This is a genomic window from Curtobacterium sp. MCSS17_015, from assembly GCF_003234265.2.
Lineage (GTDB): Bacteria > Actinomycetota > Actinomycetes > Actinomycetales > Microbacteriaceae > Curtobacterium.
The window spans coordinates 1,741,546-1,768,530 of sequence record NZ_CP126256.1; the positions used below are offsets into that span (position 1 = coordinate 1,741,546).

The 26,985-nt window shown below is 72.5% G+C and carries 27 protein-coding genes; 2 read left to right on the top strand and 25 right to left on the bottom strand.

The window, feature by feature from the left end:
* Window positions 1–81 precede the first annotated feature (81 nt).
* The 14 genes from lgt to DEJ18_RS08245 all read right to left on the bottom strand — a co-directional run bounded on the left by lgt (window position 82) and on the right by DEJ18_RS08245 (window position 12,301).
* The gene (gene lgt, locus DEJ18_RS08180) at window positions 82–1,071 is read right to left on the bottom strand and encodes a prolipoprotein diacylglyceryl transferase (protein ID WP_111080734.1); all 990 of its coding nucleotides are present in this window, start codon (window positions 1,069–1,071) and stop codon (window positions 82–84) included.
* A 97-nt stretch (window positions 1,072–1,168) separates the two neighbouring features.
* Window positions 1,169–1,954: a tryptophan synthase subunit alpha gene (gene trpA / locus DEJ18_RS08185; RefSeq protein WP_502866267.1), complete on the bottom strand. Its 786-nt coding sequence runs from the start codon at window positions 1,952–1,954 to the stop codon at window positions 1,169–1,171.
* A 5-nt stretch (window positions 1,955–1,959) separates the two neighbouring features.
* Entirely contained in the window at window positions 1,960–3,174 is a 1,215-nt protein-coding gene (gene trpB, locus DEJ18_RS08190; RefSeq protein ID WP_111210721.1) for a tryptophan synthase subunit beta, read from the bottom strand.
* A 44-nt stretch (window positions 3,175–3,218) separates the two neighbouring features.
* Window positions 3,219–3,992, bottom strand: coding sequence for an indole-3-glycerol phosphate synthase TrpC (gene trpC / locus DEJ18_RS08195; RefSeq protein WP_111210844.1), 774 nt, complete (start codon window positions 3,990–3,992; stop codon window positions 3,219–3,221).
* Between the two features lie 28 nt (window positions 3,993–4,020).
* Window positions 4,021–4,260, bottom strand: a complete 240-nt coding sequence (locus tag DEJ18_RS08200) for a DUF6704 family protein (protein ID WP_110825049.1) — start codon at window positions 4,258–4,260, stop codon at window positions 4,021–4,023.
* On the bottom strand, window positions 4,247–5,005 hold the full coding sequence (locus DEJ18_RS08205; protein WP_111210722.1) for a Trp biosynthesis-associated membrane protein: 759 nt from the start codon (window positions 5,003–5,005) through the stop codon (window positions 4,247–4,249). Before DEJ18_RS08205 ends, DEJ18_RS08200 begins: the two co-directional genes overlap by 14 nt.
* Window positions 5,002–6,534, bottom strand: a complete 1,533-nt coding sequence (locus tag DEJ18_RS08210; RefSeq protein WP_111080730.1) for an anthranilate synthase component I — start codon at window positions 6,532–6,534, stop codon at window positions 5,002–5,004. Before DEJ18_RS08210 ends, DEJ18_RS08205 begins: the two co-directional genes overlap by 4 nt.
* Window positions 6,531–6,938, bottom strand: coding sequence for a phosphoribosyl-AMP cyclohydrolase (gene hisI / locus DEJ18_RS08215; RefSeq protein ID WP_111210723.1), 408 nt, complete (start codon window positions 6,936–6,938; stop codon window positions 6,531–6,533). The genes DEJ18_RS08210 and hisI overlap by 4 nt, the downstream gene beginning before the upstream one ends.
* Window positions 6,939–7,036: 98 nt before the next feature.
* Entirely contained in the window at window positions 7,037–7,828 is a 792-nt protein-coding gene (hisF, locus tag DEJ18_RS08220) for an imidazole glycerol phosphate synthase subunit HisF (protein WP_258376941.1), read from the bottom strand.
* A complete protein-coding gene (gene hisG / locus DEJ18_RS08225) occupies window positions 7,825–8,664 on the bottom strand; it encodes an ATP phosphoribosyltransferase (RefSeq protein ID WP_111210724.1) in 840 nt (279 codons plus the stop codon). The genes hisF and hisG overlap by 4 nt, the downstream gene beginning before the upstream one ends.
* 60 nt (window positions 8,665–8,724) lie before the next feature.
* Window positions 8,725–8,988, bottom strand: coding sequence for a phosphoribosyl-ATP diphosphatase (locus DEJ18_RS08230; RefSeq protein ID WP_111210725.1), 264 nt, complete (start codon window positions 8,986–8,988; stop codon window positions 8,725–8,727).
* Between the two features lie 9 nt (window positions 8,989–8,997).
* Window positions 8,998–9,663 (bottom strand): ribulose-phosphate 3-epimerase, encoded by a 666-nt coding sequence (gene rpe, locus DEJ18_RS08235; protein WP_111210726.1) that lies wholly within the window; start codon window positions 9,661–9,663, stop codon window positions 8,998–9,000.
* 23 nt (window positions 9,664–9,686) lie between these two features.
* Window positions 9,687–11,366, bottom strand: coding sequence for an RsmB/NOP family class I SAM-dependent RNA methyltransferase (locus DEJ18_RS08240; RefSeq protein WP_111210727.1), 1,680 nt, complete (start codon window positions 11,364–11,366; stop codon window positions 9,687–9,689).
* Complete coding sequence (locus tag DEJ18_RS08245) at window positions 11,363–12,301, bottom strand: methionyl-tRNA formyltransferase (RefSeq protein WP_111210728.1); 939 nt, start codon at window positions 12,299–12,301, stop codon at window positions 11,363–11,365. Before DEJ18_RS08245 ends, DEJ18_RS08240 begins: the two co-directional genes overlap by 4 nt.
* Window positions 12,302–12,388: 87 nt before the next feature.
* Here DEJ18_RS08245 and DEJ18_RS08250 point away from each other — a divergent pair, with 87 nt between their 5' ends.
* Window positions 12,389–12,718 (top strand): DUF8129 domain-containing protein, encoded by a 330-nt coding sequence (locus DEJ18_RS08250; RefSeq protein ID WP_111210729.1) that lies wholly within the window; start codon window positions 12,389–12,391, stop codon window positions 12,716–12,718.
* 161 nt (window positions 12,719–12,879) lie between these two features.
* Window positions 12,880–13,341: a DUF4383 domain-containing protein gene (locus DEJ18_RS08255; protein WP_181431075.1), complete on the top strand. Its 462-nt coding sequence runs from the start codon at window positions 12,880–12,882 to the stop codon at window positions 13,339–13,341.
* Between the two features lie 107 nt (window positions 13,342–13,448).
* On the opposite strand, the gene DEJ18_RS08260 is transcribed toward DEJ18_RS08255, so the two are convergent.
* Genes DEJ18_RS08260 through pyrR form a run of 11 tightly spaced genes read right to left on the bottom strand, consistent with a single transcriptional unit; the run spans window position 13,449 to window position 26,912 of the window.
* Window positions 13,449–15,650, bottom strand: coding sequence for a primosomal protein N' family DNA-binding protein (locus DEJ18_RS08260; RefSeq protein WP_111210730.1), 2,202 nt, complete (start codon window positions 15,648–15,650; stop codon window positions 13,449–13,451).
* A 7-nt stretch (window positions 15,651–15,657) separates the two neighbouring features.
* On the bottom strand, window positions 15,658–16,869 hold the full coding sequence (gene metK, locus DEJ18_RS08265; protein ID WP_111080721.1) for a methionine adenosyltransferase: 1,212 nt from the start codon (window positions 16,867–16,869) through the stop codon (window positions 15,658–15,660).
* A gap of 4 nt (window positions 16,870–16,873) precedes the next feature.
* Entirely contained in the window at window positions 16,874–17,137 is a 264-nt protein-coding gene (rpoZ, locus tag DEJ18_RS08270; protein WP_110902190.1) for a DNA-directed RNA polymerase subunit omega, read from the bottom strand.
* 29 nt (window positions 17,138–17,166) lie between these two features.
* The gene (gene gmk, locus DEJ18_RS08275) at window positions 17,167–18,075 is read right to left on the bottom strand and encodes a guanylate kinase (RefSeq protein WP_111210846.1); all 909 of its coding nucleotides are present in this window, start codon (window positions 18,073–18,075) and stop codon (window positions 17,167–17,169) included.
* A gap of 44 nt (window positions 18,076–18,119) precedes the next feature.
* Window positions 18,120–19,004 (bottom strand): orotidine-5'-phosphate decarboxylase, encoded by an 885-nt coding sequence (gene pyrF / locus DEJ18_RS08280; protein ID WP_111210731.1) that lies wholly within the window; start codon window positions 19,002–19,004, stop codon window positions 18,120–18,122.
* Window positions 19,001–22,279, bottom strand: a complete 3,279-nt coding sequence (gene carB / locus DEJ18_RS08285; protein WP_111210732.1) for a carbamoyl-phosphate synthase large subunit — start codon at window positions 22,277–22,279, stop codon at window positions 19,001–19,003. The genes pyrF and carB overlap by 4 nt, the downstream gene beginning before the upstream one ends.
* Window positions 22,279–23,496, bottom strand: coding sequence for a glutamine-hydrolyzing carbamoyl-phosphate synthase small subunit (gene carA / locus DEJ18_RS08290; RefSeq protein ID WP_111210733.1), 1,218 nt, complete (start codon window positions 23,494–23,496; stop codon window positions 22,279–22,281). The genes carB and carA overlap by 1 nt, the downstream gene beginning before the upstream one ends.
* Window positions 23,496–24,038 (bottom strand): PH-like domain-containing protein, encoded by a 543-nt coding sequence (locus DEJ18_RS08295; RefSeq protein WP_111210734.1) that lies wholly within the window; start codon window positions 24,036–24,038, stop codon window positions 23,496–23,498. The genes carA and DEJ18_RS08295 overlap by 1 nt, the downstream gene beginning before the upstream one ends.
* Window positions 24,035–25,390 carry a dihydroorotase gene (locus DEJ18_RS08300; RefSeq protein ID WP_111210735.1) on the bottom strand — a complete coding sequence of 452 codons (1,356 nt, stop codon included), beginning with the start codon at window positions 25,388–25,390 and terminating at the stop codon, window positions 24,035–24,037. The genes DEJ18_RS08295 and DEJ18_RS08300 overlap by 4 nt, the downstream gene beginning before the upstream one ends.
* A complete protein-coding gene (locus tag DEJ18_RS08305) occupies window positions 25,387–26,346 on the bottom strand; it encodes an aspartate carbamoyltransferase catalytic subunit (RefSeq protein ID WP_111210736.1) in 960 nt (319 codons plus the stop codon). Before DEJ18_RS08305 ends, DEJ18_RS08300 begins: the two co-directional genes overlap by 4 nt.
* A complete protein-coding gene (pyrR, locus tag DEJ18_RS08310; protein WP_111210737.1) occupies window positions 26,343–26,912 on the bottom strand; it encodes a bifunctional pyr operon transcriptional regulator/uracil phosphoribosyltransferase PyrR in 570 nt (189 codons plus the stop codon). The genes DEJ18_RS08305 and pyrR overlap by 4 nt, the downstream gene beginning before the upstream one ends.
* Window positions 26,913–26,985: the final 73 nt, after the last annotated feature.

Consider the following 26,985-nt stretch of genomic DNA (forward strand, 5'->3'; position numbering starts at 1 on the left):
TGGCGGCGTGCGAGGAGTGGGGTCCGCTTGTGGCGGACCGCAAGCGCGGTGTGGTGCTGCGTTCGGGAGAGGCTGGGGACCTCAGCGTCGGTCGGCGACTGTGGCGACCGGCTCCGGATCGGCGACACCGGTCGTGGTGTCGTGCTCCGAGTAGGTGTCGTCCGAGTCTACATCGGACTTCGAGCGGGGCTCGCGACCCGGCAGATACGGGCTCGGCTCCTTGCCCACGTGTCGACGGGACTGCACCCAGAAGATGACGAGGCCGAGCAGGATCGCCGCGAACGACATCCAGACGTTCGTGCGGATGCCGGCGAAGGTCTCGCTCGTGTCCACGCGGATCGACTCGAGGACCGAACGGCCAATGCCGTACCAGACGAGGTACAACGCCATGACGCGGCCCCACTGCAGCCGGAACCGTCGGTCGATGAGCAGGATGAGCACCGCACCGACGACGTTCCAGATGATCTCGTACAGGAACGTCGGGTGGAACAGGACGCCCTCCGGCAGGCCCACCGGGTACGCCGGGTTCGTCGCCTCGATCTGCAGACCCCACGGCAGGCTCGTCGGCATGCCGAACAGCTCGTGGTTGAAGTAGTTGCCGAGCCGCCCGGCGGCCTGGGCGAGCAGCACCCCGGGGGCGGCGGCGTCGATGAAGGCCGAGAACCGCAGGCCCGCCTGACGGCACCCGATCCAGGCACCGAGCGACCCGAGGATCAGCGCGCCGAAGATCGCGAGCCCACCCTCCCAGACGTAGAGGAACGACAGCGGGTCGATCCCCGGTCCGAAGTAGTCGCTGGCGTGGGTGACGACGTGGAACAGTCGGCCACCGATGATGCCGGCCGGCACCGCCCAGATGGCGATGTCGATGATGATCCAGCGCTCGGCACCGCGGGCGTTCAGTCGGCTGTTCGTGAGCAGCACGCAGATGACGATCCCGACGAGGATGCAGATCGCGTACGCGTGGATCCGGAAGTCCAGCGGCAGCGTGAGACCGAACGCGCTCTGCAGCCAGGCGGACAGGTCGAAGTACTGCCACGCCGTGCTCGGGCTCGGGATGCTCAGGAGGGACATGTGGGTGCTGTCGCCTTTCACGGGGGCTGGGAGTCGCCGGTCCTGGTGGTGCCGGGGGCCGGTCGGCCCCGATCACTGTAGCGCGGGTCGGCGACGATCAGCGTCGCACGGCGCCCGACGACAGGTCGGCCGCGCGGTCCGCGACGCCGGAGACCCCGAGGTCCGCCAGCGCCCGGACGAAGGCCGACCCGATGATCGCCCCGTCCGCGTACTCGAGCACCTCGGCGACCTGGTCGGCGGTCGAGATGCCGAGCCCGACGCAGGTGCGCTCCACCCCGGCGTCGCGCAGTCGTGACACCACCGTGCGGGCGGCGCTGTCGACACCGGTCCGCGCACCGGTGACACCCATCGTCGAGACCGCGTACACGAAGCCGCGGCTCCGGTCCACAGCCTGCTTCATCCGGACGTCGGTGGACGACGGCGCCGCCAGGAACACCCGGTCGAGCCCGGTGCGTTCCGAGGCGTCGATCCACTGCTGGCCCTCGTCGGGGATGAGGTCGGGCGTGATGAGCCCGGCGGCACCGGCGGCGACGAGGTCGTCGGCGAACCGGTCCACGCCGTACCGCAGCACCGGGTTCCAGTAGGTCATCACGAGGACCGGGGTGTCGACTCGCTCGGTGATCGCCTGCACGGCGTCGAAGACCTGGGCGACCTTGAAGCCGTTCGCCAGGCTCTCCTCAGCCGCCCGCTGGATGACGGGCCCGTCCATCACGGGGTCGGAGTACGGCAGCCCGAGCTCGATGACGTCCACGCCGTTCTCGGCGAGGGCGACGGCCGCGTCGACGCTCGTCCGCAGGTCGGGGTAACCGGCCGGGAGGTACCCGACGACGGCGCCGGCGCGCTCGGTGTTCGTGCGGTCGATGGTCGCCGCGACCGTGTTGATCGTGCTCACGACTGCACCGCCGTCTCGTCGAGGATGCCGAAGTACCGACTGGCCGAGGCCACGTCCTTGTCCCCGCGGCCGGACAGGTTCACGAGCACGACGCCGTCCGGCCCGAGCTCCTTGCCGAGCTTGATCGCGCCGGCCAGGGCATGCGACGACTCGATGGCCGGGATGATGCCCTCGGTGCGGCTCAGGAGACGGAAGGCCTCCATCGCCTCGGTGTCCGTGATCGGCTCGTACTCCGCCCGGCCGATCGAGGCCAGGTAGGCGTGCTCCGGGCCGACGCTCGGGTAGTCGAGGCCGGCGGAGATGCTGTGGCTCTCGATGGTCTGGCCGTCCTCGTCCTGCATGAGGTAGGACTTCGCACCCTGCAGCACGCCCTCCCGCCCGAGGGTGATGCTCGCCGCGTGCCGTCCGGTCTCGACGCCGTCGCCCCCGGCCTCGAATCCGTGCAGACGGACGGACTCGTCGTCGAGGAACGCCTCGAAGATGCCCATCGCGTTCGATCCGCCACCGACGCATGCGGCGACGGCGTCCGGCAGGCGCCCCACGCGGTCGAGCACCTGCTGGCGGGCTTCTTCCCCGATCACCTTGTGGAACTGCCGGACCATCTCCGGGAACGGGTGCGGACCGGCCACGGTCCCGAGCAGATAGTGCGTCGAGTCGACGTTCGCGACCCAGTCGCGCAGGGCCTCGTTGATGGCGTCCTTGAGCGTGCGGGACCCCGTCTCGACGGGGATGACCTGCGCGCCGAGCAACCGCATCCGGGCGACGTTGAGCGCCTGACGCTCCGTGTCGACCGCGCCCATGTAGACCACGCAGTCCATGCCGAACAGCGCCGCGGCCGTCGCGGTGGCGACACCGTGCTGCCCCGCCCCGGTCTCCGCGATGAGGCGGGTCTTGCCGAGGCGACGGGCGACGAGCGCCTGCCCGAGCACGTTGTTGATCTTGTGCGAGCCGGTGTGGTTCAGGTCCTCGCGCTTGAGGACGACCCGGGCACCGCCGGCGTGCTTGGCGAAGCGCGGCACCTCGGTGATGATCGACGGCCGCCCGGTGTACTCACGGTGGAGCCTGTCGAGCTCGTCGCGGAAGGACTGGTCGGCCCAGGCCTCCCGGAAGGCGGACTCGAGCTCGTCGAGTGCCAGGACGAGCGACTCGGGGACGAACCGGCCCCCGAAGTCGCCGAAGTACGGGCCTTGCAGGTCACGGAGTGAGGTCACGGTGGTGCTCCCGGGAGGTGCCCGGCCCAGGGCCGGACGGGTTGTCAGCCGTCGATGAACGACGCGAGCGTGGCGGCGGGGTCGGCGCCGGTGACGAGCGCTTCCCCGACGAGGACGACGTCTGCCCCGGCGGACCGGTAGTGGGCGACGTCGGCAGGGGTCTTGACGGCGGACTCGGCGACGCGCACGACCCCGTCGGGGATGCGCTCGGCGAGGGAGCCGAAGAGGTCACGGTCGAGCGAGAAGTCGGTGAGGTCGCGGGCGTTCACACCGAGGATCCTGGCGCCGGCGTCGAGCCCGCGCGAGACCTCGTCCGCCGAGTGCGCCTCGACCAGCACGCGCATGCCGAGCTCCTCGGCGAGACCGTGGAGCTCGACGAGCGTCGGCTGGTCGAGCGCCGCGACGATGAGCAGGACGACGTCCGCACCCGCCGCGCGCGCTTCGACCACCTGGTACGGGTCGGCGATGAAGTCCTTGCGCAGCACGGGCACGGAGACCCGGGCCTTGACCGCTTCGAGGTCGGCGAGCGAGCCGAGGAACTTCCGGCCCTCGGTCAGGACGCTGATCGCCGAGGCGCCGCCGCGCTCGTAGTCGGCCGCCAGGGAGGCCGGGTCCTCGATGGGCGCCATCGACCCACGGGACGGGCTCGCACGCTTGACCTCGGCGAGGACCTTGACGCGGTCCCCCGGTGCGAGGAACTCCAGTGCGTCGAGCGGCGACGCGACCCGGTCGAGGCCGCGTTCGACGTCTGCGTACGGCCGGTCCAGACGGCGGGCCGCGGCGTCCTCGAGCGCGCCGGCCACCAGGCTCTCGAGCAGGTTCGGGACGGACGCAGCGGTCACGCGCTCACTCGCCGTGGTGCTTGGGGACGAACTTCGGGCCGTTGACGCCGTAGCCGGCCTTGCCCATGACGGCACCCACGACGAGGCCGATCACCACGACGGCGGCGGACGCCCACACACCCCAAGCCATGTCGAACCAGAAGAAGAGCGTCCCGGCGGCGAAGCCGATCAGCATGATGACGACGGCCGTCCAGGCCGCCGGCGAGTGGCCTTCGCCGAGTTCTGCGGGCTCAGTGTTGCTCACGGTGCTCCTCGTGGTCGATGGCGTCGCCGGTCGGACGGCGCTCCGACGATCCTACCGCGTCCGTGGTCCGGACCCGCCCGTCGACGACGTCCACGGCGGTCGGGTCGACACCGGCACTGAGGTCGTCCCAGTCGACGACGGCGTCGCGGACGACGGGCGTCCGCGCTCCGGTGCCGACGAGTGTCGGGCCGCCGTCCGGGTGCGTCGCGGTCACGTCGGTGGCGGACGCGCTGCCGGGCGTGGCGGCGTCGCCGTACCTGCGGCTCGGCCCGGGCCACGACCGCTGCAGGAACAGGACCGCCACACCGAGCAGCGCCGCGAGCACGCCGCCGATGATCCCGACCACGGGCCAGACGCTGACGTCGACGCTCGTGACGACCTGGCGGACCGCGCCGATGTCACTCACGCCGGCGACCGAGCCGACGGCGCTCCGCGCGGCGGCGACCGGGTCGGAGAGCGCGGCGGCGCCGGTCACCACGACCGCCACGCCGAGCAGGACCTGCACGACCGCGAGCACGACACGGACGACCCGGCCGGCGATGGTCAGGGCGAGGAAGAGCGCGAGGCTGGCGATCGCGACCGCGGTGTACTGCGGCACGACGGTCGCCCCGTCGGCGTCGACGGTCTTCACGACCGCCGCGCTGTGGTCGAGGTGCACGGTGAACCAGGTCTGCGTCCACGCGAGCATCACGAGGCCCGCGACGGCGAGCCCGATGACGACGACGAGCGGGCGGGAGCGCTTCACCGTGCGACCCCGGTCATCCGGTTCGCGGTCGCGACGGCTCGGAGCGGTGCCGCCGCCTTGTTGACGGACTCGAGGTGCTCGCTCGTCGGGTCGGAGTCCGCGACGAGTCCGGCGCCGGCCTGGACCCGGGCGACACCGTCCTTGATCAGCGCGGTACGGATCGCGATCGCGACGTCGGCGTCCCCGGCGAAGTCGAAGTACCCGACCACGCCGGCGTAGGCCCCGCGCTTCGCGGGTTCCAACTCGTCGATGATCTGCAGCGCCCGCGGCTTCGGCGCGCCCGACAGCGTGCCGGCCGGGAAGGTCGCGCGGAACACGTCGATCGCCGATGCTCCCGGGCGGACGGCGCCCTCGACGCTCGACACCAGGTGCATGATGTGGCTGAACCGCTCGACCGTCATGAACTCGGTCACCGCGACGGTGCCCGGCTCGCACACCTTCTGGAGGTCGTTGCGTGCCAGGTCGACGAGCATGAGGTGCTCGGCCCGCTCCTTCGGGTCCTGCAGGAGTTCCTCGCCGAGTCGCACGTCCTCCTCCGTGGTGGCGCCACGAGGACGGGATCCGGCGATCGGGTGCGTCATCGCCCGGCCGTCCTGCACCTTGACCAGGGCCTCGGGCGAGGCGCCGACGATCCAGAAGGCGCCGCCGTCCGTGCCCTCGAGGGACAGGAAGTACATGTACGGGCTCGGGTTGAGCGTCCGCAGGACCCGGTACACGTCGAGCGGGTCCGCCGTCACGTCGTGGTCGAACCGCTGCGAGATGACGACCTGGAAGACGTCGCCGTCGCGGATGTACCGCTTCGAGCGCTCGATCGCCGCGGCGTACTCCTCCGGCGTCGAGCGGGAGCGGGCCGTCGGCTCGGCGATGTCGAACGCCTCGGCGACCGTGGCGATGCTCGGCTGCACGAGGTCGGCCTGCATCCGGTCGAGCCGGGCCTGGGCGTCCGTCCAGAGCGTGTCGGCGTCGTCGGTGCCGTCGTTGAGCACGCTCGCGACGAGGAGCACCAGCCCGGTGCGGTGGTCGAGCGCGGCGAGCTCGGAGACGAAGGACAGCGCCTGCCCCGGCACCTCGAAGTCGGCCGGCGGCGCGGCGGGGAGGTGCTCGAGCTGCCGGACTGCCTCCCAGCCGATGAACCCGACGGTGCCGCCGACGAGCGGCGGGGTGCCCGGCACGCGGGGTGTGGCCCACCGTTCGTGCAGGCGGGCGAGGACGTCGAGCGGAGCGCCCTCGAGCGACCCGACGGCACGCTCGACCGACAGCCCGGTGTCGATCCACGCCGCCCGGTCACCCTCCTGCGTCAGGACACCGAAGCTGCGGACACCGACGAAGGACCAGCGCGACCACAGCCCGCCCTGCCCGGCGGACTCGAGCAGGAACGACCCGGCTCGTCCGTCCGCGAGCTTGCGGTAGACACCGACGGGCGTCTCGCTGTCCGCGAAGAGCGCGCGGACGACGGGGAGCACCCGGTGACCGGCGCCGATCCGGTCGTCGAAGTCGGCGCGGACGGTGGTGCGGGGCGCGTCGCTCATCGGTCCGCTCCCGAGGCCGGGTCGGCCAGGTCCTCCGGCGCCGAGGCGGTCACCGGGTCGAGCGGGTCCACGTCGAAGCACCGGTGCGCGCCGGTGTGGCAGGCGGCCCCCACCTGGTGCACCGTGACGAGCAGCGTGTCGTCGTCGCAGTCGAGGGCGGCGCCCCGCACGTACTGCGCGTGTCCCGACGTGTCGCCCTTGCGCCAGTACTCGCGCCGGGACCGCGACCAGAAGGTCACCCGGCCCTCGGTCAGGGTGCGGCGGAGGGCCTCCCGGTCCATGTAGCCGAGCATGAGGACGTCCTTCGACGATTCCTCCTGCACGATGGCGGGGAGCAGTCCGTCCGCACCGAAGCGCGCGCGGTCGAGGACCGCTTCGGTGCTGGTGCTGGTGCTGTCGGTCATGAGACCACCAGCCTACGGCCCGGCGCGGTGCGCATCCGGCGCACCGCCCGTCCGTCGCCCGTGCGGCCGGGAGGCCCGCCCCGCTCGGTCGCGTCGGCTCAGCGGACGACGTGACCGGTGGCGCGCAGCGCGTCCTTGACGTCGCCGACGGTCATCTCGCCGCGGTGGAACACGCTCGCCGCGAGGACGGCGTCGGCTCCCGCGTCGATGGCCGGGGCGAAGTGCTCGACACGGCCCGCGCCTCCCGAGGCGATCACGGGTACCGAGGACACCGCGCGGACCGCGGTGACGAGCTCGAGGTCGAACCCGTTCTTCGTGCCGTCCGCGTCGATGGAGTTGACGAGCAGCTCCCCCGCGCCGCGCTCGACCGCGTCCCGCGCCCAGGCGATCGCGTCGATGTCGGTCTCGGTGCGTCCACCGTGCGTGGTGACGACGAAGCCGGACGCCGTCCTGGGCGACCGCTTCACGTCGAGCGACAGCACGACCGCCTGCGAACCGAACCGGTCGGCGATCTCGGTGACGAGTTCCGGGCGGGCTATGGCGGCGCTGTTGACGCCGATCTTGTCGGCACCGCACTGCTGCAGGCGCGAGACGTCGTCGACGCTCCGGACCCCGCCCCCGACGGTGAGCGGGATGAAGACCTGCTCGGCGGTGCGGGTCACGGTGTCCCACATCGTCGCCCGGTTCTCGACCGTGGCGCCGACGTCGAGGAAGGTCAACTCGTCGGCGCCCTGCTCGTAGTACCGGGCGGCGAGTTCGACCGGGTCGCCGGCGTCCTGCAGGTCGAGGAAGTTGACGCCCTTGACGACGCGGCCGCCGGAGACGTCGAGGCACGGGATGACACGGACGGACACGCCGCCGAGGGCGGTCGCGACGGGCGCGTCGGTCACAGGCGTGCGGCGTGGATCGGGCTGACGAGGATGGCCCGCGCGCCGAGGTCGTAGAGCGCGTCCATGATGAGGTTCGCGTCCTCGCGCGGGATCATCACGCGGACGGCGGACCAGTCGCGGTCGTGCAGCGGTGAGACGGTCGGCGACTCGATGCCCGAGGCGATCGCCGTCGCCTGATCGAGCAGCGCGGACGGGATGTCGTAGTCGAGCATGACGTACCCGCGGGCGACGAGGACGCCCTGCAGGCGACGACGGAGCACGTCGATCCCGGCGATCGTCTCGTCGGTGGTGATGAGGAGCGCGGTCGACTCGAGGATGACCGGGCCGAAGATCTCGAGTCCCGCGGCGCGGAGGGTGCTACCGGTCGACACCACGTCCGCGACGGCGTCCGCGACACCGAGCCGGACCGCGCTCTCGACCGCGCCGTCGAGCTTCACGAGCGTGGCGGAGACGCCGTGTTGCGCGAGGAACTCCCCGACCAGGCCGGGGTAGCTGGTCGCGACCCGGACGCCCTCGAGGTCCTGCAGGCTGGCGTAGCGGCCGGGGGTGCCGGCGAAGCGGAACGTCGAGTCGGCGAACCCGAGCGCGTCGACCTCGTGCGCGGCCGACCCGGAGTCGAGCAGCAGGTCCCGGCCGGTGATCCCGACGTCGAGCGCGCCGGAGCCGACGTAGGTGGCGATGTCGCGCGGCCGGAGGAAGAAGAACTCCACCCCGTTGCGCTCGTCGAGCAGGTGCAGCGCCTTCGGGTCACGGCGACCGGCGTACCCGGCCTCCCGCAGCATCTCGGAGGCGGTCTCGGACAGGGAGCCCTTGTTGGGCACGGCGATGCGGAGCATCAGGTCTGCTTCCTGGAGGAGGGTCGGTGACGGATCTGCGACGCGCTGGACCAGCGCTCCCTACAGATGTCGCCAGATGTCCGCCGGGGTGAGGCCCTTCGTGATCATGAGCACCTGCAGGTGGTACACGAGCTGCGAGATCTCCTCCGAGGTGCGCTCGTCGCCCTCGTACTCGGCCGCCATCCAGACCTCGGCGGCCTCTTCCACGATCTTCTTGCCGATCTGGTGCACGCCGGCATCCAGTTCGGCGACGGTGCCGGAGCCGTCCGGGCGCGTCCGCGCCTTCTCGGTCAGTTCCGCGAACAGGTCGTCGAACGTCTTCACGCTCTCAGGTTACCGGTCCGCGAGGGCACGCTGCGCCGCCGAACGGAGATCGGCGATCCGTGCTGCCGGTTCCCCGCCGTAGACCGCGGACCCGGCCACCAGGGTGTCGGCACCGCTCCGGACGGCCTCGGGCACGGTGTCGACCGCGATGCCGCCGTCCACCTCGAGCCAGACGTCGAGCCCGGAGGCGTCGACCGCGGCCCGGGCGTCGGCGAGCTTCGGCATCACCTCGGACATGAACGCCTGGCCGCCGAACCCGGGCTCGACGGTCATGAGCAGGATCATGTCGTAGGCGTCGAGGTGGTGCAGGACCTGCGTGATCGGCGTGCCGGGCTTCACGGCGACGGCCGCGCGGGCCCCGTTCGACCGGATCGCGGCCGCGGTGGCCACCGGGTCGGTCGCGGCCTCGAAGTGGAACGTCACGCTGGACGCCCCGGTCTCGGCGTACTTCGGGGCCTCGGTGTCGGCGTCGGTGATCATCAGGTGGACGTCGAGCGACACCGGCGAGACCTGCTGCAGGCGCTGCACGATCGGCAGGCCGAGGGTCAGGTTCGGGACGAAGTGGTTGTCCATGACGTCGACGTGCACCATGTCGGCGGTCCCGATGCGCTGCAGTTCGCGCTCGAGGTTCGCGAAGTCGGCGGACAGGATGCTCGGCGAGATGCGGATCGTCACCCGTCGAGCCTACCGGCCGCGGTTCACGCCGTTCGGCGGACGAGTGCGATGAACATCGCGTCGGTGCCGATGCGGTGCGGCCACAGCTGCACCGTCCGACCGTCGGCGACCTGCGGGTCCCGTGCGGCCACCGACCGGACCACGGACGCCGTGTCGAGCTGCTCGAGTTCGTGGCCGTGTCGACGCATCAGGGCGTCGACCTGGCCGCGCGTCTCCGCCAGGTGCGGGGAACACGTCACGTACGCCAGGGTGCCGCCCGGGGCGAGGACGCGGACCGCGGCCTCGAGCAGTTCCTCCTGCAGGGCGGCGAGCTCGGCGACGTCCTCGGGCTGCTTCCGCCAACGCGCCTCGGCACGACGACGGAGGGCGCCGAGTCCCGTGCACGGGGCGTCGAGGAGGATGCGGTCGAACGTGACGCCGGAGCCGTCCTGGCCGTACCGGCGGCCGTCGCCCTCGACCACCGTGACGGTGTCGCGGAAGTCGCGGAGGGCCTCCCGGACGAGCCCCACCCGGGCCGGGACGAGCTCGTTCGCGACGAGGGTCGCACCGGCCTGCGCGGCCTCGGCCGCGAGGAGCGCCGCCTTGCCGCCCGGACCGGCGCAGAGGTCGAGCCACCGCTCGCCCGGTCGGACGTCCGATGAGCGGGAGAGCGCGAGGGCAGCGAGCTGCGAGCCCTCGTCCTGCACGCGGAGCCGGCCGGCGACGACGCCGGGGACGCGCGCCGGGTCACCGGTGACCCCACGGATGCCGACCGGTGAGACGGGCAGGTCGTCGCCGGCGACGGAGGTGGAGCCGACGGTGGGCTCGGCACCGTCCGCAGGGTCGGTGCCGTCCGCCGGGTCGGTGCCGTCCGCGGGGTCGGTGCCGTCCGCGGTCGCGTCCTCCGCGCCGGGAGGCCCGTCCGCACCCGACGGGTCGTCGGACGTCGTCCGCGCGGTCGCCGCCGCCACGTCGTCCTCGGTGGCGAGCCCGGGCAGCGCGGCGAGCTGCACGCGGGGTGCCTCGTCGTCGGCCGCGAGGAGCGCCACGAGTTCGTCGCGGGAGCGCTCCGCGGCGAGGGCGTCCCGGAGCGCGGACACGACCCACACCGGGTGCGACCAGCGCGTCGCCAGGAGGGCGTCTCCGCCGAGCCCGGCCGTGACCAGGCCGTCCCACTCCTCCGGGGTCTTCGCCGCGACCTTCCGCATCACGGCGTTGACGAAACCGGTGGCACGGGCGACGCCGACCTCGCGCGCGAGTTCGACCGTGGCGGACACCGCCGCGTGGGTGGGCGTCCGCATCGCGAGCAGCTGGTGGACGCCGAGGCGCATCACGTCGAGCACGTCGGCCTCGATGAGGTCCGCGCGCCGTCCGGAGGCGACCGCGACGACCGCGTCGTACCGCCCGATCATCCGGATGGTGCCGTAGGTCAGCTCGGTCGCGAAGCCGGCGTCGCGGGCGCTGAGCCCCGCGCGGCGGATGCGCGTGGGCAGGAGGAGGTTGGCGTACGCGTCGTCGACCTGCACGGCGCGGAGCACGTCGAACGCGACGCGTCGGGCACTCACCTGGCGCGGTGCCTGCGGGCGGCCACCGGCGCGCCGTCCGCCGCCGCCCGGTCCGCCGCTGCGCGGCCCGGAGTCGCGGCGGCCGACGTCACGCCGACCGCCGGTGTGACCGCCGCCATCGCCCTGCTGGCCCCGAGACCGTGGCTGTTCCGCGCTCATGCGAGCACCTTCCCGTCGAGCGGTCCGAGCCCTCGGGCCCAGGCCGCGGCGTCCATCGCCTTCTTGCCGGCCGGCTGCACCTCGCGGAGGACCAGCGGCTCGTCCGCCGTCCCCACCAGGAGCGTGCCGCCGTCGAGCCGGAGCGCACCGGGCGCGAGGGCCGGGGCGTCGTCCCCCGGGCCTCCCGGTCGGGACCGCTCGGCCCGCAGCAGCTTGACCCGCGTGTCGCCGAGGTGTGTGAACGCTCCCGGTTCCGGGGTCACGCCCCGGAGGCGCGCGTGCACGGCCGCGGCCGGTGCGACGAAGTCGACGCGGCCGTCCTCGAGCGTCAACTTCGGCGCGGTGGTCGGCTCGCCGACCTGTTCGGTGGCGACCGCGGTGCCGGCGGCGATGGCGTCGACGACCCGTGCGACGAGTCCGGCACCGCTCTCGGCCATCGCGGCGAGCACGTCGCCGGAGGTCGCCGCCGGGTCGATGGCGAAGGGCTCGGAGGCGAACACGGGACCGGCGTCCAGGGCCTCGACGAGCTGGAACACCGTGGCAGCCGTGGTCGTCGCACCGGCCATCACCGCGCGCTGCACCGGAGCGGCACCGCGGAGGGCGGGCAGGTCGGAGAAGTGCAGGTTCACCCAACCGAGTCGGGGCGCGTCGAGGGCCGGACGACGGAGCAGTGCGCCGTAGGCGACGATCACGCCGAGGTCGACGCCGAGGTCCGCGATGCGAGCCGTGACCGCGTCGTCGACACGAGCGGCCTCGATCACCGGGAGCCCGAGCTCGGCGGCGACCTGCGCGACCGGGGTGGGTGTCAGCACGCGCTTCCGGCCCTGCGGCGTCGGCGGACGGGTCAGGACCGCCGCGATCTCGTGGTCGGACGCCGCGAGACGGCGGAGGGTGGGGACCGCAGCAGCGGGGCTGCCGGCGACGACGAGACGCATGGGCTCCAGTCTCCCACGGCGCGGCTCCTGGACGGACGCTGAGGCCACCGTGCCTACGGTCACGGTCACCTCGACGGAAGGAGCACCATGACCACCGACGCACTCCCCCTGCCGGACTTCGACCACCTGCCGCTCGGCAACCTCGCCGAACACGTGCGGCCGCTCGACCGGAGCCAGCTGCAGACCCTGCTCGAGCACGAGCACGCGCACGGCGACCGGTTGCCCGTCGTGGAGGTCCTGACCGCGAGGATCGCCGCGCTCGAAGCCGGGGCGGAACCGGCCGGCAGCGTCCCCGACCACCTGCCGGAGGTCCAGCAGGGCGGCTCCGGCTCCCCCGCCGTCAGCCCGGCGACCGCCGGGCCGACGATCAACCCGCCGTCGCACGGCGACCCGACGAACCCGGCGCAGCCGCGCTGACGACCCGGTCGTCACGGAGGACGGCAGCACCGGCGGTCGCCCTCCGAGCCGCCGTCCTCATGTCGTCGGTGTCGTGCCGTCGTCCGTTCGGCGCGGAGACCGCGAACGCCCAGTGCCCCGGACGGGTACCTTCACAGGCAATTCCCTGAAAGGAACGAACCATGTCAGACCGACTGTCCACCCCCGCACCCACCAGCTTCGCCGAGACGCCCGTGCAGAAGGGCGCCCTCGTCGTCGGCATCGTCTTCCTGGTCGTCGGCATCGCCGGCTTCATCCCCGGTCTCACCACCGGTGACCTGGGCGGCGCCGGCAACGACTCCATGGGGATGCTGCTCGGCATCTTCCAGGTGTCGGTGCTGCACAACATCGTCCACCTCCTGTTCGGCGTCGTCGGGATCCTCGCGGCCCGTCGCGCGAGCGGCTCCCGCCTCTACCTCGTGGTCGGCGGCGTCATCTACTTCGTCCTCTGGATCTACGGCCTCTTCACCGCGGGCAGCGACAGCGCCGCGAACTTCGTGCCGCTCAACTCGGCCGACAACTGGCTGCACCTCGTGCTCGCGATCGGCATGGTCGCGCTCGGCGTCGTGCTGTCGCGCGGTCGTCGCGCTCCGGTGCGCGCGTAGCGACCGGATCGCCGACCTCGTGGTCGGCGGCTGGACGGGAGGCCCGTGGCGGGAACGCCACGGGCCTCCCGTGTGTCCGCCGGCACCATCGCGCTCGTCTGCGCGCGTCAGACCTCGGAGAACGGTTCGGCGTCGTCCATGCGGACGCGGAGCGCCGGCGCTGCCCGGCGCTTGTTGCCACCCGCCACCACCCGACGGGTCGACGAGCGCCGGATCACCTCGGCCTTGAGCGTCGCAGCGACCTCGGCACCGTGGCCGTAGGGGAACCGCACGATGGCGCGGACGGTGCCCGGCGTCGGGTCCTCCACCGGCACCGGACCGAGGACCGGGCCGACCGGGGCGTCGCCGAGGGCCTCGACCGCGCCGGTCACGGCCTCGTCCGTGCCGGTGAGGGTGGCGACCCGGACCGCCGGCGGGAAGAACAGCTCCCGGCGGTCGGCCAGTTCGTCGTGCGCGGGCAGGTCGAGCCGCCAGAGCGCCATCGCGTTCGCGAGCTTCCCACCGATGCCGACCAGGTAGACCGGAGCCCCCGCGGCGCCCTTCGCCGCGGCGTTCGCCCAGACCCGGAGGACGTCCTCCTGCACGCGCAGCCCTTCGCGGGCGAGCATGCGCTCGCCGTCGAGGAGCAGCACGCACGCGTAGCCGCCGGCGACGTCCGGCTCGGCACCGCGGGTCGCGACGACGACCGCGGGGCGCGCCGGCACCTCGTCGATCGGGCGGGACCCGTCCGCCACCACGATCCGGGTGTTCGGGAACGCGCGGCCCAGTTCGTCGGCGGTCCGCTGGGCGCCCTGCCCGACGGGCTTGAGCTTCCCGTTGCCGCATGTCGGGCAGCGGTACCCGGCGGCCAGGGCCCCGCAGAACCGGCACTGCGGGGTGGCACCCGCGTGCGGACTGCCGAGCGGACCACCGCAGACGCGACAGTGCGCCCGCTCCCCACACTCGGCGCACACCAGCCCCGTGCCGAAGCCCGGGTTCGACACCTGCACCAGGACCGGGCCCGCCCGGCTGGCCTCGCGTGCCGCACGCCATGCGCTGCTCGGGATCCGGGCCTGCGCGGCGTAGCCGTCGGCGTTGGTCTGGTGTGCGGTCGGGACCACCTTCGGCACGCGGGCCCGGTGCGGCGCGACCTCCTGCAACCACCCGAGTTCGACCAGCCGCTGCACGTCGGTGCTCCGCGCGTGCGAGAGCATGAGCAGCGCGGCACCCGACTGCGCGGTCCGCACCAGGGCGACATCGCGGGTGTGCACGTACGGCGCGCGCTGCTCGGCGAAGGACGGGTCGCCGTCGTCCCACAGCGCGATGAGCCCGAGTCCGGACGCCGGGGCGTACACGGCGGCCCGGCTGCCGATCGCGACCACCGGGTGCGTGCGGGCGGTGAGCAGCGCTCGCGCCCGCTGCCCGTTCGTCTGCTTCGCGTCGAACCGGACGACCCGCTCGGCCGGCACGAGCACGTGCAGGGCACGTTCGAGGTCGGCGACGTCGCGGAAGTCCGGCACGGCGATGACGGCGGAACGCTCGCCTGCCAGGGTGTGTGCCGCGGCCTGGGCCAGGGTCGCGGCCCATCCCGGCACCCAGACACCCGGGGAGCGCTCCCCGGCGGTGGGCTCGGGACCGCGGGCAGCGTCCGACCGGGGCGCGGCGACGCCCGCGGTGCCGTCGTGGACCTCGGTCTCGTCGCCGGCCCCGGACGTACCGGCGGAGCTGACAGCGCTGCCGTCGCCGTCGCCGTCGCCGTCGTCGTCGATGTCGGCAGGGGCGTCGTCCTCGGCGCCCGGTGCCGGTGCCTCGGCCGTCGGGAGGAGGAACACCGGGTGCGGGATCGCGCTGACCGCCGCACGGCCACCCGTGTCGATGACGGCCTCGAGCGCACCGTCGACGTAGCCCGTGACGGCCGTGGCGGGTACCGGCGGGGGCACGTGCTCCGGGTCCCGGGCCAGCCATGCCTTCTCGGGGCGCACCTGTCGGGTCGGCACGGCGAGCCGCAGCACGTCGCTCGCGACCCCGGCGGCACGGTCGGCCACCGCCCGGGCGAGCCGCCAGACCTCGGGCGCGAGCACGGGAACCGGACTGACGAGTTCCTCGATTGCGCTCAGCTCACCCGGGAAGTCGTTCTCGGGTGACAGGGCGTCGTCCGGCACGACCTCGACGACGTAGGCGTCGGTCATCCGGGCACCGGATCGGAGGGGCACCTTCACGCGCACGCCCGGCACGCAGTCGTCCTCGAACTCGGCCGGCACCCGGTAGTCGAACAGGCGGTCGAGCTGCGGGAGCGGCGAGTCGAGGACGACACGCGCGACGGTGGCCACGAGGGCCTCAGGCGGAGGCGGGGACGAGTCCTGCCGCGGTGCGGAGCTCCTCGACGCGGTCCAGCTGCTCCCAGGTGAAGCCCGGCAGCTCCCGACCGAAGTGACCGTAGGTCGCGGTCTGCGCGTACTTCGGGGTCAGCAGGTCGAGGTCGCGGATGATCGCGGCCGGGCGCAGGTCGAACACCTGGCGGATCGCGGCCTCGATCGTCGCGTCGTCGACGTGGCCGGTGCCGAAGGACTCGACGTACAGCCCCACGGGGGCGGCGCGGCCGATCGCGTAGGCGACCTGGACCTCCAGCCGGTCGGCGAGCCCCGCCGCGACCGCGTTCTTCGCGACCCAACGCAGCGCGTACGCCGCCGAGCGGTCGACCTTCGAGGGGTCCTTGCCGCTGAACGCGCCGCCGCCGTGCCGGGAGGCCCCGCCGTAGGTGTCGACGATGACCTTGCGCCCGGTGAGGCCGGCGTCGCCCTGCGGCCCGCCGATCTCGAACCGACCGGTCGGGTTCACGATGACGTCGACGTGCGACGAGTCCAGGTCGACGAGGTCGAGGACCGGACGGATCACGTGCTCGGTGATGTCGGCGGTCAGCTGCGCGAGCGTGACGCTCGGCGCGTGCTGCGTCGACAGGACCACGGTCTCGACGGTCTTCGGCGTGACACCGTCGTACCCGACGGTGACCTGCGTCTTGCCGTCCGGGCGCAGGTACGTGAGCTCACCGGACTTGCGCACCGCGGCGAGCTTCTCGGCCAGGCGGTGGGCGAGCCAGATGGCGACCGGCATGTACTCGGGCGTCTCGTTCGTCGCGAAGCCGAACATGATGCCCTGGTCACCGGCACCCTGGCGGTCGAGCGGGTCCACGCCGGCACCCGAGCGCGAGTCGAGCGACTCGTCGACGCCCTGGGCGATGTCCGGCGACTGCGCGCCGATCGAGATCTCGACGCCGCAGGTGCGGCCGTCGAAGCTCACGTCGGACGAGTCGTACCCGATCCCGGTGATGACGTCGCGGACCAGCTGCGGGATCTCGACGTAGCCGGAGGTGGTGACCTCTCCAGCGACGTGCACGAGTCCGGTCGTCACCATCGTCTCGACGGCCACGCGTGCGTGCGGGTCGACCGTGAGCAGGGCGTCCAGGATCGCATCGGAGATCTGGTCGCAGATCTTGTCGGGGTGGCCCTCGGTCACCGATTCCGACGTGAACAGACGGAGTGCGCTCGTCACCGGATCAGGCGGAGGGCTGCTGCTGCTTGGTGACGGTCAGCTTGTCCTCGTTGATCTCGTGGAGCGCGACCGAGAGCGGCTTGTCGTCGATCGTCGAGTCGACGAGCGGGCCGACGTTGTCGAAGAGCGAGCCCTCGTGCAGGTCGGCGTAGTAGTCGTTGATCTGGCGTGCGCGCTTCGAGGCGAAGATCACGAGCGCGTACTTCGACTCGACCTTGCTGAGCAGGTCGTCGATGGGCGGGTCGATGATGCCCTGGGGGTTGGCCATGGGGTTGCTCCTCGTCGTCGGTGCACCCGTCAGGGCGCAGAGAACAAGTCTACGACCTCACGTGCCGCCGTGCTGACATCCGAGTTCACGATGCGCACGTCGAACTCGTCCTGCGCGGCGAGCTCCACCTTCGCCGTCTCGAGACGACGCGCCTGTTCCTCGGCGGACTCGGTCCCGCGGCCGATGAGCCGACGCACGAGCTCGTCCCACGTCGGCGGGAGCAGGAACACCAGGACCGCCTCGGGCATCGCGTCCCGCACCTGGCGGGCGCCCTGCAGGTCGATCTCGAGCATGACCTTCTCACCCGCGTCGAGCGCCCGGTCGATCGGCGGGCGCGGGGTGCCGTAGCGGTACGAGTTGTGCACCGTCGCCCACTCCAGCAGCTCCCGGTCGCGGATCATCCGGTCGAACTCGTCGTCGTCGACGAAGTAGTAGTGCACGCCGTCGACCTCACCGGGTCGGGGCTTGCGCGTCGTCGCCGACACGCTGAGGTTCACCTCGGGGTACTGCTCGCGGATGTGCGCGCTCACGGTGCCCTTGCCCACCGCCGTCGGACCGGCGAGCACGACGAGCTTCGACGCCGCGCGCTTCCGGCCGCGGGCGGCGAGCCAGTCCGCGAGCTCCGTGCGCTGCCGGCTGCCGAGGCCGCCGAGACGCTTCGACGGCGCGATCCGCAGCGCTCCCATCACGGCGTCCGCGCGGGCCGGTCCGACGCCGGGCAGGCTCGTCAGCAGGTCGCGGACGCGGAGCGACCGTTCGGCCGAGGTCGCCTCGACCACGGACGCGTCCTCGGACCAGGCCGACCGTGCCACCTCGAGTGGCGACCGGTCCCCCGAGGCGACGGCGGCCTTCACGGCGGCACGCGCGCGTCGGGCGGCGACGGCGGCCTTGGCGGCGGCGACGCGGTCCACCTCGGGCGGGTTGCGGTGTGCCGGCAGCTCCGCGCGGTCCCCGGCGTCGGGCGCTCCGGCCCGCTGCTCGCTCACGCGGCCGTCCCCAGTGCCACCGCGATCCGGTCGGCACGGTCCGCCACGAGCGCGGCGACCCCGTCCGGCCCGTCGCCGAGGAGCCCGCGGGACTCGTTCACCAGGACCTGCTCGGCACGGCTGCCGTACAGCGCGCGGAGGTCCTCGATCCGGGCACCCTGGGCACCGAAGCCCGGTGCGAGGACCGGCGCGGAGCCGATCTCGTCAGCGGTGATGCCGAAGTCGTCGAGGTCGAGGGTCGCGCCGAGCACCAGCCCGACGTCACCCAGGGCCTGGTCGGCCGTCGTCCGGTTCTCGTCTGCCACGTCCACGACGATACCGGCCGCCACGGTCCGCCCCGCACGGGGGCCCTCCGCCAGCACGGCCGTCTGCAGCACGCGCGCCTCCGGGTTGCTCGTCGCGGCGAGCACGAACACGCCCGCACCGTTCGCGCGGGCGACACCGATCGTGCCGCCGAGCGAGCCGTAGCCGAGGTACGGCGACACCGTCATCGCATCCGCAGCGAACGGGCCGTCGCGGTCCAGCCAGGCGAGGGCGTAGTCGTCCCCGGTCGACCCGATGTCGCCGCGCTTGACGTCGGCCACGACCAGGAGGCCCGCATCGCGCGCCCGACGGATCGTCGCGCCGAGCGCACGGAAGCCCGCCACCCCGGCGGCCTCGAAGAACGCGATCTGCGGTTTCACCACCGCCGCCCGTCCTGCGGCCGCGTCGACGAGCGTCGCGCCGAACGCGGTCAGGCCCGCCTCGTCACGGCCGAGCCCCCACGCCGCCAGGGTGGCGGCGTGGGGGTCGACACCGACGCAGAGCGCCGACCGCGACTCGATGGCGGCGGCGAGCCGCACGCCGAAGGGAGCCGGGCCTCCGTCACGTCCCGACGTCACCAGCCGGCTCGCTCGAGCGCGTAGTCCTGCAGGCTCCGGACGCTGTGCGGCGTCCCGATCGTCTCGATCGCCGCGACCGCCGCGCCGAGCTGCGAGATCGTCGTGAACAGCGGCTTGTCGGCCGCCACGGTGGCTGCGCGGATCTCGTACCCGTCCGCGCGACCGGACGCGCCGCTCGGCGTGTTGATGACGATGTCGACCTCGTTGCGGGCGAGCAGGTCGACGACGCTCTCCTGCCCCTGGCTGTACTTGCCGACGGTGCCCACCAGGATGCCGTTGCGGCGGAGCACCTCGGCGGTGCCCTCGGTCGCGATGATCCGGAAGCCGAGCTGCTGCAGGCGGTGCACCGGCAGGACGATGGCGCGCTTGTCGGTGTCGGCGACGCTCACGAAGACCGTGCCGCCGGTGGGCAGACCGCCGTACGCGGCCTCCTGGCTCTTGAGGAAGGCCCGCGGGAAGTCCCGGTCGATGCCCATGACCTCACCGGTGGAGCGCATCTCCGGGCTGAGCACGGAGTCGACGACCTGCCCCTCGGTGGTGCGGAAGCGGCGGAACGGGAGCACGGCCTCCTTGACGGCGACCGGGGCCTGCGCCGGCACGAACGCGCCGTCGCGCTCCGGGAGCATCCCCTCGGCGACCAGCGCGGCGATCGACGTGCCGGTCATGATCCGCGACGCGGCCTTCGCGAGGGCGATGCCGAGCGCCTTCGAGACGAACGGGACCGTCCGGCTGGCGCGCGGGTTCGCCTCGAGGACGTAGAGCACACCCGCGGCGATGGCGAACTGCACGTTGAGGAGTCCACGGACGCCGACTCCCCGCGCGATCTCCTCGGTCGCGTCGACGACGGCCTGGATCTCGGCGCGGCCGAGGCCGACCGGGGGCAGGGTGCAGGACGAGTCGCCGGAGTGGATGCCGGCCTCCTCGATGTGCTCCATGATGCCGCCGACGTAGAGTCGCTCGCCGTCGTAGAGGGCGTCGATGTCGATCTCGACCGCGTCGTCCAGGAACCGGTCCACGAGCAGCGGCAGCTCCGGGCCGATGATCGCCTGGTCGGCCATCCGGTCGAAGTAGTCGGCGAGGGCGGCGGAGTCGTAGACGATCTCCATGCCGCGACCGCCGAGCACGAACGACGGGCGGACGAGCACCGGGTAGCCGATGCCCTCGGCGACCTCGGTGGCGCTGGCCAGGTCGTGCGCGGTCCCGTTCTTCGGCGCGAGCAGGCCCGCGTCCTCGAGGATGCGCGAGAACGCCCCGCGCTCCTCGGCGAGGTCGATCGCGTCCGGGCTGGTGCCGAGGATCGGGATGCCGGCGGCCTCGAGCGGCTTCGCGAGCCCGAGCGCCGTCTGGCCACCGAGCTGCACGACGACGCCCACCACCTCGCCGGAGGCCTGCTCGGCCTCGATGACCTCGAGGACGTCCTCGGTGGTGAGCGGCTCGAAGTACAGCCGGTCCGAGGTGTCGTAGTCGGTCGAGACCGTCTCCGGGTTGCAGTTCACCATGATCGTCTCGAACCCGGCGTCGCTCAGCGCGAAGGACGCGTGCACGCAGGAGTAGTCGAACTCGACCCCCTGGCCGATGCGGTTCGGGCCGGAGCCGAGGATGACGACCTTCTTGCGGTCGCTCGGGGCGACCTCCGTCTCGGTGTCGTAGGACGAGTAGTGGTAGGGCGTGAGCGCCGGGAACTCGCCGGCGCAGGTGTCGACGGTCTTGAAGACCGGGCGGATGCCGAGCGCGTGCCGGGCGTCGCGGGCCTCCTGCTCGGTGATGCCGCGCAGCGCCGCGATCTGGGCGTCGCTGAAGCCGTGCTCCTTGGCCCAGCGGACGGTGTCGGCGTCGAGCGCGTCGGCGGCACGGACCTCGTCCGCGACCTCGTTGATGAGGACGATCTGGTCGATGAACCAGGGATCGATCCCGGTCGCCGCGAAGACCTCGGCGGTGGTCGCGCCGGCGACGAGCGCCTGCTGGACCGTGACGATGCGGCCGTCGGTGGGGATGCTCGACTTCTCGAGCAGGGCGGCCTTGTCGAGCTCGTCGGCCGACACGTCCCAGTGGAAGCTCGACCCGCGCTTCTCGAGCGAGCGGAGCGACTTCTGCAGCGCGGTGGCGTAGTTCCGGCCGATGGCCATCGCCTCGCCGACGCTCTTCATGGTCGTGGTGAGCGTGGCGTCGGCGGCCGGGAACTTCTCGAATGCGAAGCGCGGGGTCTTCACCACGACGTAGTCGAGCGTCGGCTCGAAGCTCGCCGGCGTGACCTGCGTGATGTCGTTCTGGATCTCGTCGAGCCGGTACCCGATGGCGAGCTTCGCGGCGATCTTCGCGATCGGGAAGCCCGTGGCCTTCGACGCGAGGGCCGAGGAGCGGGAGACGCGCGGGTTCATCTCGATGACGATCACGCGACCGTTCGACGGGTCGACGGCGAACTGGATGTTGCAGCCGCCGGTGTCGACGCCGACGCGACGGATGATGTCGATGCCGATGTTCCGCATGTTCTGGTACTCGCGGTCGGTCAGGGTGAGCGCCGGGGCGACCGTGATCGAGTCGCCGGTGTGCACGCCGACCGGGTCGACGTTCTCGATCGAGCAGATGACGACGGTGTTGTCCGCGTTGTCGCGCATCAGTTCGAGCTCGTACTCCTTCCAGCCGAGGATCGACTCCTCGAGCAGGACCTCGGTCGTCGGGCTGGACTGCAGACCGTCACCGACGAAGCGCACGAGCTCCTCCTCGGTGTACGCGAAGCCCGACCCGAGGCCACCCATGGTGAAGGACGGGCGGACGACCAGCGGGTAGCCGAGGTCCTTCGCGAACTCCTTCGCCTCCTCCAGCGTGTGGGCGATGTGGCTGCGGGCCACGTCCGCACCGGACTCGAGGACGAGCTCCTTGAAGAGCTGGCGGTCCTCACCGCGCTGGATCGCGTCGACCTTGGCGCCGATGAGCTCGACGCCGTGCTCGGCGAGGATCCCGGCCTCGTCGAGGGCGATCGCCGCGTTCAGGGCGGTCTGCCCGCCGAGCGTCGGGAGGACCGCGTCCGGCTGCTCGATGCGGATGATCTCCTCGAGCGACGCGTTCGTGATCGGCTCGATGTAGGTGGCGTCGGCGAAGTCCGGGTCGGTCATGATCGTCGCCGGGTTCGGGTTCACCAGGATGACCCGGACGCCCTCGGCGCGCAGGACACGGCACGCCTGGGTGCCGGAGTAGTCGAACTCGGCGGCCTGCCCGATGACGATCGGGCCGGAGCCGATGACCAGGACGGAGCTGATGTCGGAGCGCTTGGGCATCAGTTGCCCTCCTTCGTGGTGTCGGAGCCGTTCGTCGGGTCTGCGGCGGGCGTGGTGGCGTCGGCGGTGGCGGCGTCGAGCGGCGCCCCCTGCCGACGGGCGACCACCATGTCCCGGAAGCGGTCGAAGAGGTACATGCTGTCGTGCGGTCCGGCGGCCGCCTCGGGGTGGTACTGCACGCTGAACGCCGGGATGTCGAGCGCGCGGAGGCCCTCCACCACGTTGTCGTTGAGCGAGTAGTGCGACACCTCGACCCGACCGAAGCCGATCGGCGACTCGAGGGTCTCGCCGACCGGGGCGTCGACCGCGAAGCCGTGGTTCTGGCTGGTGATCTCGACCTTGCCCGTCGTCGTGTCGAGCACCGGCTGGTTGATGCCGCGGTGGCCGAACGGCAGCTTGTACGTGCCGAAACCGAGCGCGCGGCCGAGGAGCTGATTGCCGAAGCAGATCCCGAAGAAGGGCCGACCGTCGCGGAGGCTCTCCTGCAGCAGGGACACCTGCGCGTCGGACGCGGCCGGGTCACCGGGGCCGTTCGAGTAGAAGAGGGCGTCCGGGTCGAGCTCGCGGAGCCGTTCGACCGTGACGTCCTGGGGCAGCACGTGCACCTCGAACCCCCGTTCGGAGAGGTACCGGGTGGTGGACGCCTTCACGCCGAGGTCGAGGACGGCCAGTGTGCCGATGCGCTCACCGACCGGCGCGACGACGTACTCCTGGGCGGTGGAGACCTCGGCGGACAGGTTCTTGCCCGTCATGCCGGACTGCTCGGTGACGATCCGGAGCTGCTCGTCGGCGTCGAGGGCGGCGTCGGCACCGCTGAACACGCCGCCCTTCATCGCACCGGCGTCCCGGATGCGCCGGGTGAGGGCACGGGTGTCGATGCCGGAGATCCCGACGATGCCGTCGCGCACGAGGTGCTCGTCGAGCGAGGCGTTCGCCCGGTGGTTCGACACGACGCGGCTGGGGTCGCGGACGACGTACCCGGCCACCCAGATGCGGCGGGACTCGGGGTCCTCGTCGTTCACCCCGGTGTTGCCGATGTGCGGTGCGGTCTGCACCACGATCTGCCCGGCGTAGGAGGGGTCGGTGAGCGTCTCCTGGTACCCGGTCATGCCGGTCGCGAAGACCACCTCGCCGAGCGTGCGCCCACGGGCGCCGTAGGCCCAGCCGTCGTACCGGGTGCCGTCTTCGAGGACCAGTACGGCCCGTTCGCGTGTCATCAGTTCGTCCCTTCGCCCGCGGTCTGCGGGGAGTCGTTCGTCGTCACCAGTGCCTGCAGGGCGGTGAGCGCTTCCGCGTCGCCCTCCGGGAACCGGAAGTAGGTGTCGAGGTCCGTCGCTGCTGCGGCGCCGGTCGCCGTCCATCGCAGTCGGACCAGTCCGCCGGGCTCGACCACGCGGTCGATCGCCCACGTGGCCCGGTCGGCGCCGCGGACGGCACTGCGGGCGATCCAACGGTCGTCCGTACCGGCGTGGTGCAGCACGACGCCGGTCGCGTGCACGGTCACACCGCCCCGTCCGCGGAACCCGAGCCCGCCGGCCGTGATCCGTTCGAGCGGTTGGTCGGCGCGCGTCGTCGCGACGGTGAACCCGTCCCACGAACCGGTCGCGGCGCCGCGGTCGGCCGGCACCGGGACGGGAGGCACGGCCTCCGCCTGCCGTCGGCTGCGCGTCCGCCACGTGCGGGCCATCGCGACGAACAGCGCGGCCACCGCGAGCAGGACGACCCCGCCCAGCAGCCAGCGTGCCGCGTCACCGCTCATGCCGTCGCCACCCGTGCCGCTGCCGCTCGTGCGGCGACGGTCTCGCTGTCGAGGAGCTGCCCGTCGAGCACCGTCGGCATGCCGTGGTGGAAGGTCGCCACGACCCGGCCCGGCAGCGGCACACCGAGGTACGGCGAGTTCTGCGACTGCCCGTGCAGGTCGGCCACCGAGAACTCGCGGCCTGCGGCGGGGTCGTAGAGCGTGATCTCGGCCGGGGCTCCCTCTGCGATCGCGTGGCCGTGGCCCTCGACCTGACCGATCCGGGCCGGGGCGCTCGAGAGCACCCGGGCGACGTCGGCCCAGTCGAGTCGGCCGTCCTCGACCACGGCGGCGTGCACGACGCGCAGCGCGGACTCGAGTCCGACCATGCCGTTCGCGGCCGCCGACCACTCGCAGTGCTTCGCCTCGGCCGGGTGCGGGGCGTGGTCGGTCGCGACGATGTCGATCGTGCCGTCCGCGAGGGCGGCGCGGAGCGCCTCGACGTCCTCGCGCCGGCGGAGCGGCGGGTTCACCTTGTACCGGGCGTCGTAGCCCGGAGCGCCGTCGTGTCCGGCGATGAGGTCCTCGGTGAGCAGGAGGTGGTGCGGTGTGACCTCGGCGGTGACGTCGATGCCACGGGTCTTCGCCCACCGGATCACCTCGACGCTGCCGGCGGTCGAGACGTGGCAGACGTGCAGGCGCGCACCGACGTGCTCGGCGAGCAGGACGTCCCGCGCGATGATCGACTCCTCGGCGACCGCTGGCCACCCCGTCAGGCCGAGCTCCGACGACAGCCGGCCCTCGTTCATCTGCGCACCGATGGTCAGGCGGGGCTCCTGGGCGTGCTGCGCGAGCACCCCGCCGAAGCCCTTGATGTACTCGAGCGCCCGGCGCATGAGCAGCGGGTCGGCGACGCACGAGCCGTCGTCCGAGAACACCCGGACCTTCGCGCGGGAGGTCGCCATCGCACCGATCTCGGACAGGTGCGTGCCCTGCAGCCCCTGCGAAACGGCGCCGATCGGACGGACCGTGACGTACCCGGCGTCGTCCCCGAGCGCCTGCACCTGCTCGACGACGCCCGCGGTGTCGGCGACCGGCGACGAGTTGGCCATCGCGTTCACGGCCGTGAAGCCGCCGGCGGCCGCGGCCCGTGAGCCGGACAGGACGGTCTCGGACTCCTCGTGACCGGGCTCCCGGAGGTGCGTGTGCAGGTCCACGAGCCCGGGCAGGGCGAGCAGCCCGTCCGCGTCGACCACGGTCGCACCTGCGGCGTCGAGACCGGGACCGACGGCGGTGACCAGCGGACCCTCGAGGCGGATGTCGGCACGCGAGCCGTCGACGAGCTGCGCGCCGCGGATGAGGTGTGCGGTCATGCCACGGTCTCCTTCTGGTGGTCGCCGGTGAGGGCGAGGTAGAGCACGGCCATCCGGACCGAGACGCCGTTCGCGACCTGTTCGACCACGGTCGACCGCGGGTCGTCGGCGGCGACACCGGCGATCTCGAGGCCGCGGTTCATCGGCCCCGGGTGCATCACGAGCGTGCGCTCGGGCAACCGGGCGAAGCGCGCGGCCGTGAGCCCGAAGTGTCGGGTGTACTCGCGCGGGTTCGGGAAGAAGGCGTCGTTCATCCGCTCCTGCTGGATGCGCAGCGTCATCACGACGTCCGGGTCCTCGGCGAGGGCGGCGTCGAGGTCGTGGTGCACGGCGGCGCCGAACGGGCGGTCGACCGCGGGCAGCAGCGTCGGCGGGGCGGCGAAGGTCACGTGTGCGCCGAGGGCCCCGAGCAGCCAGGCGTTGCTCCGGGCGACCCGGCTGTGCAGGACGTCGCCGACGATGAGCACGCGGACGCCGTCGAGGCCCTGCCCGCGGCTCGCCGTGCCGTGCAGCCGGCGGCGCATCGTGAACGCGTCGAGGAGCGCCTGCGTCGGGTGCTCGTGTGTACCGTCGCCGGCGTTGACGACGGGCACGTCGATCCAATCGGCCTCGGCCAGGACGCGAGGGGCGCCGGACGCCCCGTGCCGGATGACGATGCCGTCGATGCCCATCGCGTCGAGGGTCTGCACGGTGTCCTTGAGGGACTCGCCCTTCGAGACGCTCGAGCCCTTCGCGGCGAAGTTGATGACGTCGGCCGACAACCGCTTGGCGGCGGCTTCGAACGAGATGCGCGTGCGGGTCGAGTCCTCGAAGAAGAGGTTGACGACCGTCCGACCACGCAGCGCCGGCAGCTTCCGGACCTCGCGCGTGTTCACCTCGGCCATCTCCTCGGCGACGTCGAGGATCCCGATGGCGTCGTCGCGCGACAGGTCGGCGGTGGAGAGCAGGTGCCTCATGCCGCACCGCCCTGTTCGATGACGACGTCGTCGACGCCGTCCGTCTCGGTCAGGTGCAGCGAGACCCGTTCGTCCCCCGCCGTCGGCAGGTTCTTGCCGACGTGGTCGGCACGGATCGGCAGCTCGCGGTGACCGCGGTCGACGAGGACCGCCAGGCGGACGGCGCGCGGTCGCCCGATGCCCTGCAGGGCGTCGAGCGCGGCGCGGACCGTGCGGCCCGAGTACAGGACGTCGTCGACGAGGACCACGACCTTGCCGTCGACGCCGCCCGCCGGGATGACCGTCGGGTGCGGTGCACGTCCCATGCCACGGCGCAGGTCGTCGCGGTACATCGTGACGTCGAGGGCGCCGACCCGTTCACTGCCGATGCCACCGGCGGCCGACTCCCAGCCGGGCTCGATGTCCGCAAGGATGCGCCCGAGCCGTTCGGCGAGGACGGCTCCGCGAGTCGGGATGCCGAGCAGCACGAGGTCCGAGCCGCCGTGGTTGGCCTCGAGGATCTCGTGTGCGATGCGTGTCACGGCACGCGTGATGTCGGATTGCTGCAGGACCGTTCTGGTACCCACGCCGACCTCCTTCCTCGTCTCTCTGGACGACCCCCGCCTCACTGGACGGCATCAAAGGATGCTGGTTGCGTTC

Coding starts and splice junctions, on each gene's coding strand:
- lgt (WP_111080734.1), bottom strand. CDS start 1,071: ATGTCCCTCCTGAGCATCCCGAGCCCGAGCACGGCGTGGCAGTACTTC.
- DEJ18_RS08250 (WP_111210729.1), top strand. CDS start 12,389: ATGACCACCGACGCACTCCCCCTGCCGGACTTCGACCACCTGCCGCTC.
- DEJ18_RS08255 (WP_181431075.1), top strand. CDS start 12,880: ATGTCAGACCGACTGTCCACCCCCGCACCCACCAGCTTCGCCGAGACG.
- hisI (WP_111210723.1), bottom strand. CDS start 6,938: ATGACCGACAGCACCAGCACCAGCACCGAAGCGGTCCTCGACCGCGCG.
- hisG (WP_111210724.1), bottom strand. CDS start 8,664: ATGCTCCGCATCGCCGTGCCCAACAAGGGCTCCCTGTCCGAGACCGCC.
- DEJ18_RS08240 (WP_111210727.1), bottom strand. CDS start 11,366: ATGAGCGCGGAACAGCCACGGTCTCGGGGCCAGCAGGGCGATGGCGGC.
- DEJ18_RS08305 (WP_111210736.1), bottom strand. CDS start 26,346: ATGAGGCACCTGCTCTCCACCGCCGACCTGTCGCGCGACGACGCCATC.
- carB (WP_111210732.1), bottom strand. CDS start 22,279: ATGCCCAAGCGCTCCGACATCAGCTCCGTCCTGGTCATCGGCTCCGGC.
- DEJ18_RS08210 (WP_111080730.1), bottom strand. CDS start 6,534: ATGAGCGACGCGCCCCGCACCACCGTCCGCGCCGACTTCGACGACCGG.
- DEJ18_RS08300 (WP_111210735.1), bottom strand. CDS start 25,390: ATGACCGCACACCTCATCCGCGGCGCGCAGCTCGTCGACGGCTCGCGT.
- DEJ18_RS08295 (WP_111210734.1), bottom strand. CDS start 24,038: ATGAGCGGTGACGCGGCACGCTGGCTGCTGGGCGGGGTCGTCCTGCTC.
- carA (WP_111210733.1), bottom strand. CDS start 23,496: ATGACACGCGAACGGGCCGTACTGGTCCTCGAAGACGGCACCCGGTAC.
- DEJ18_RS08245 (WP_111210728.1), bottom strand. CDS start 12,301: ATGCGTCTCGTCGTCGCCGGCAGCCCCGCTGCTGCGGTCCCCACCCTC.
- rpoZ (WP_110902190.1), bottom strand. CDS start 17,137: ATGGCCAACCCCCAGGGCATCATCGACCCGCCCATCGACGACCTGCTC.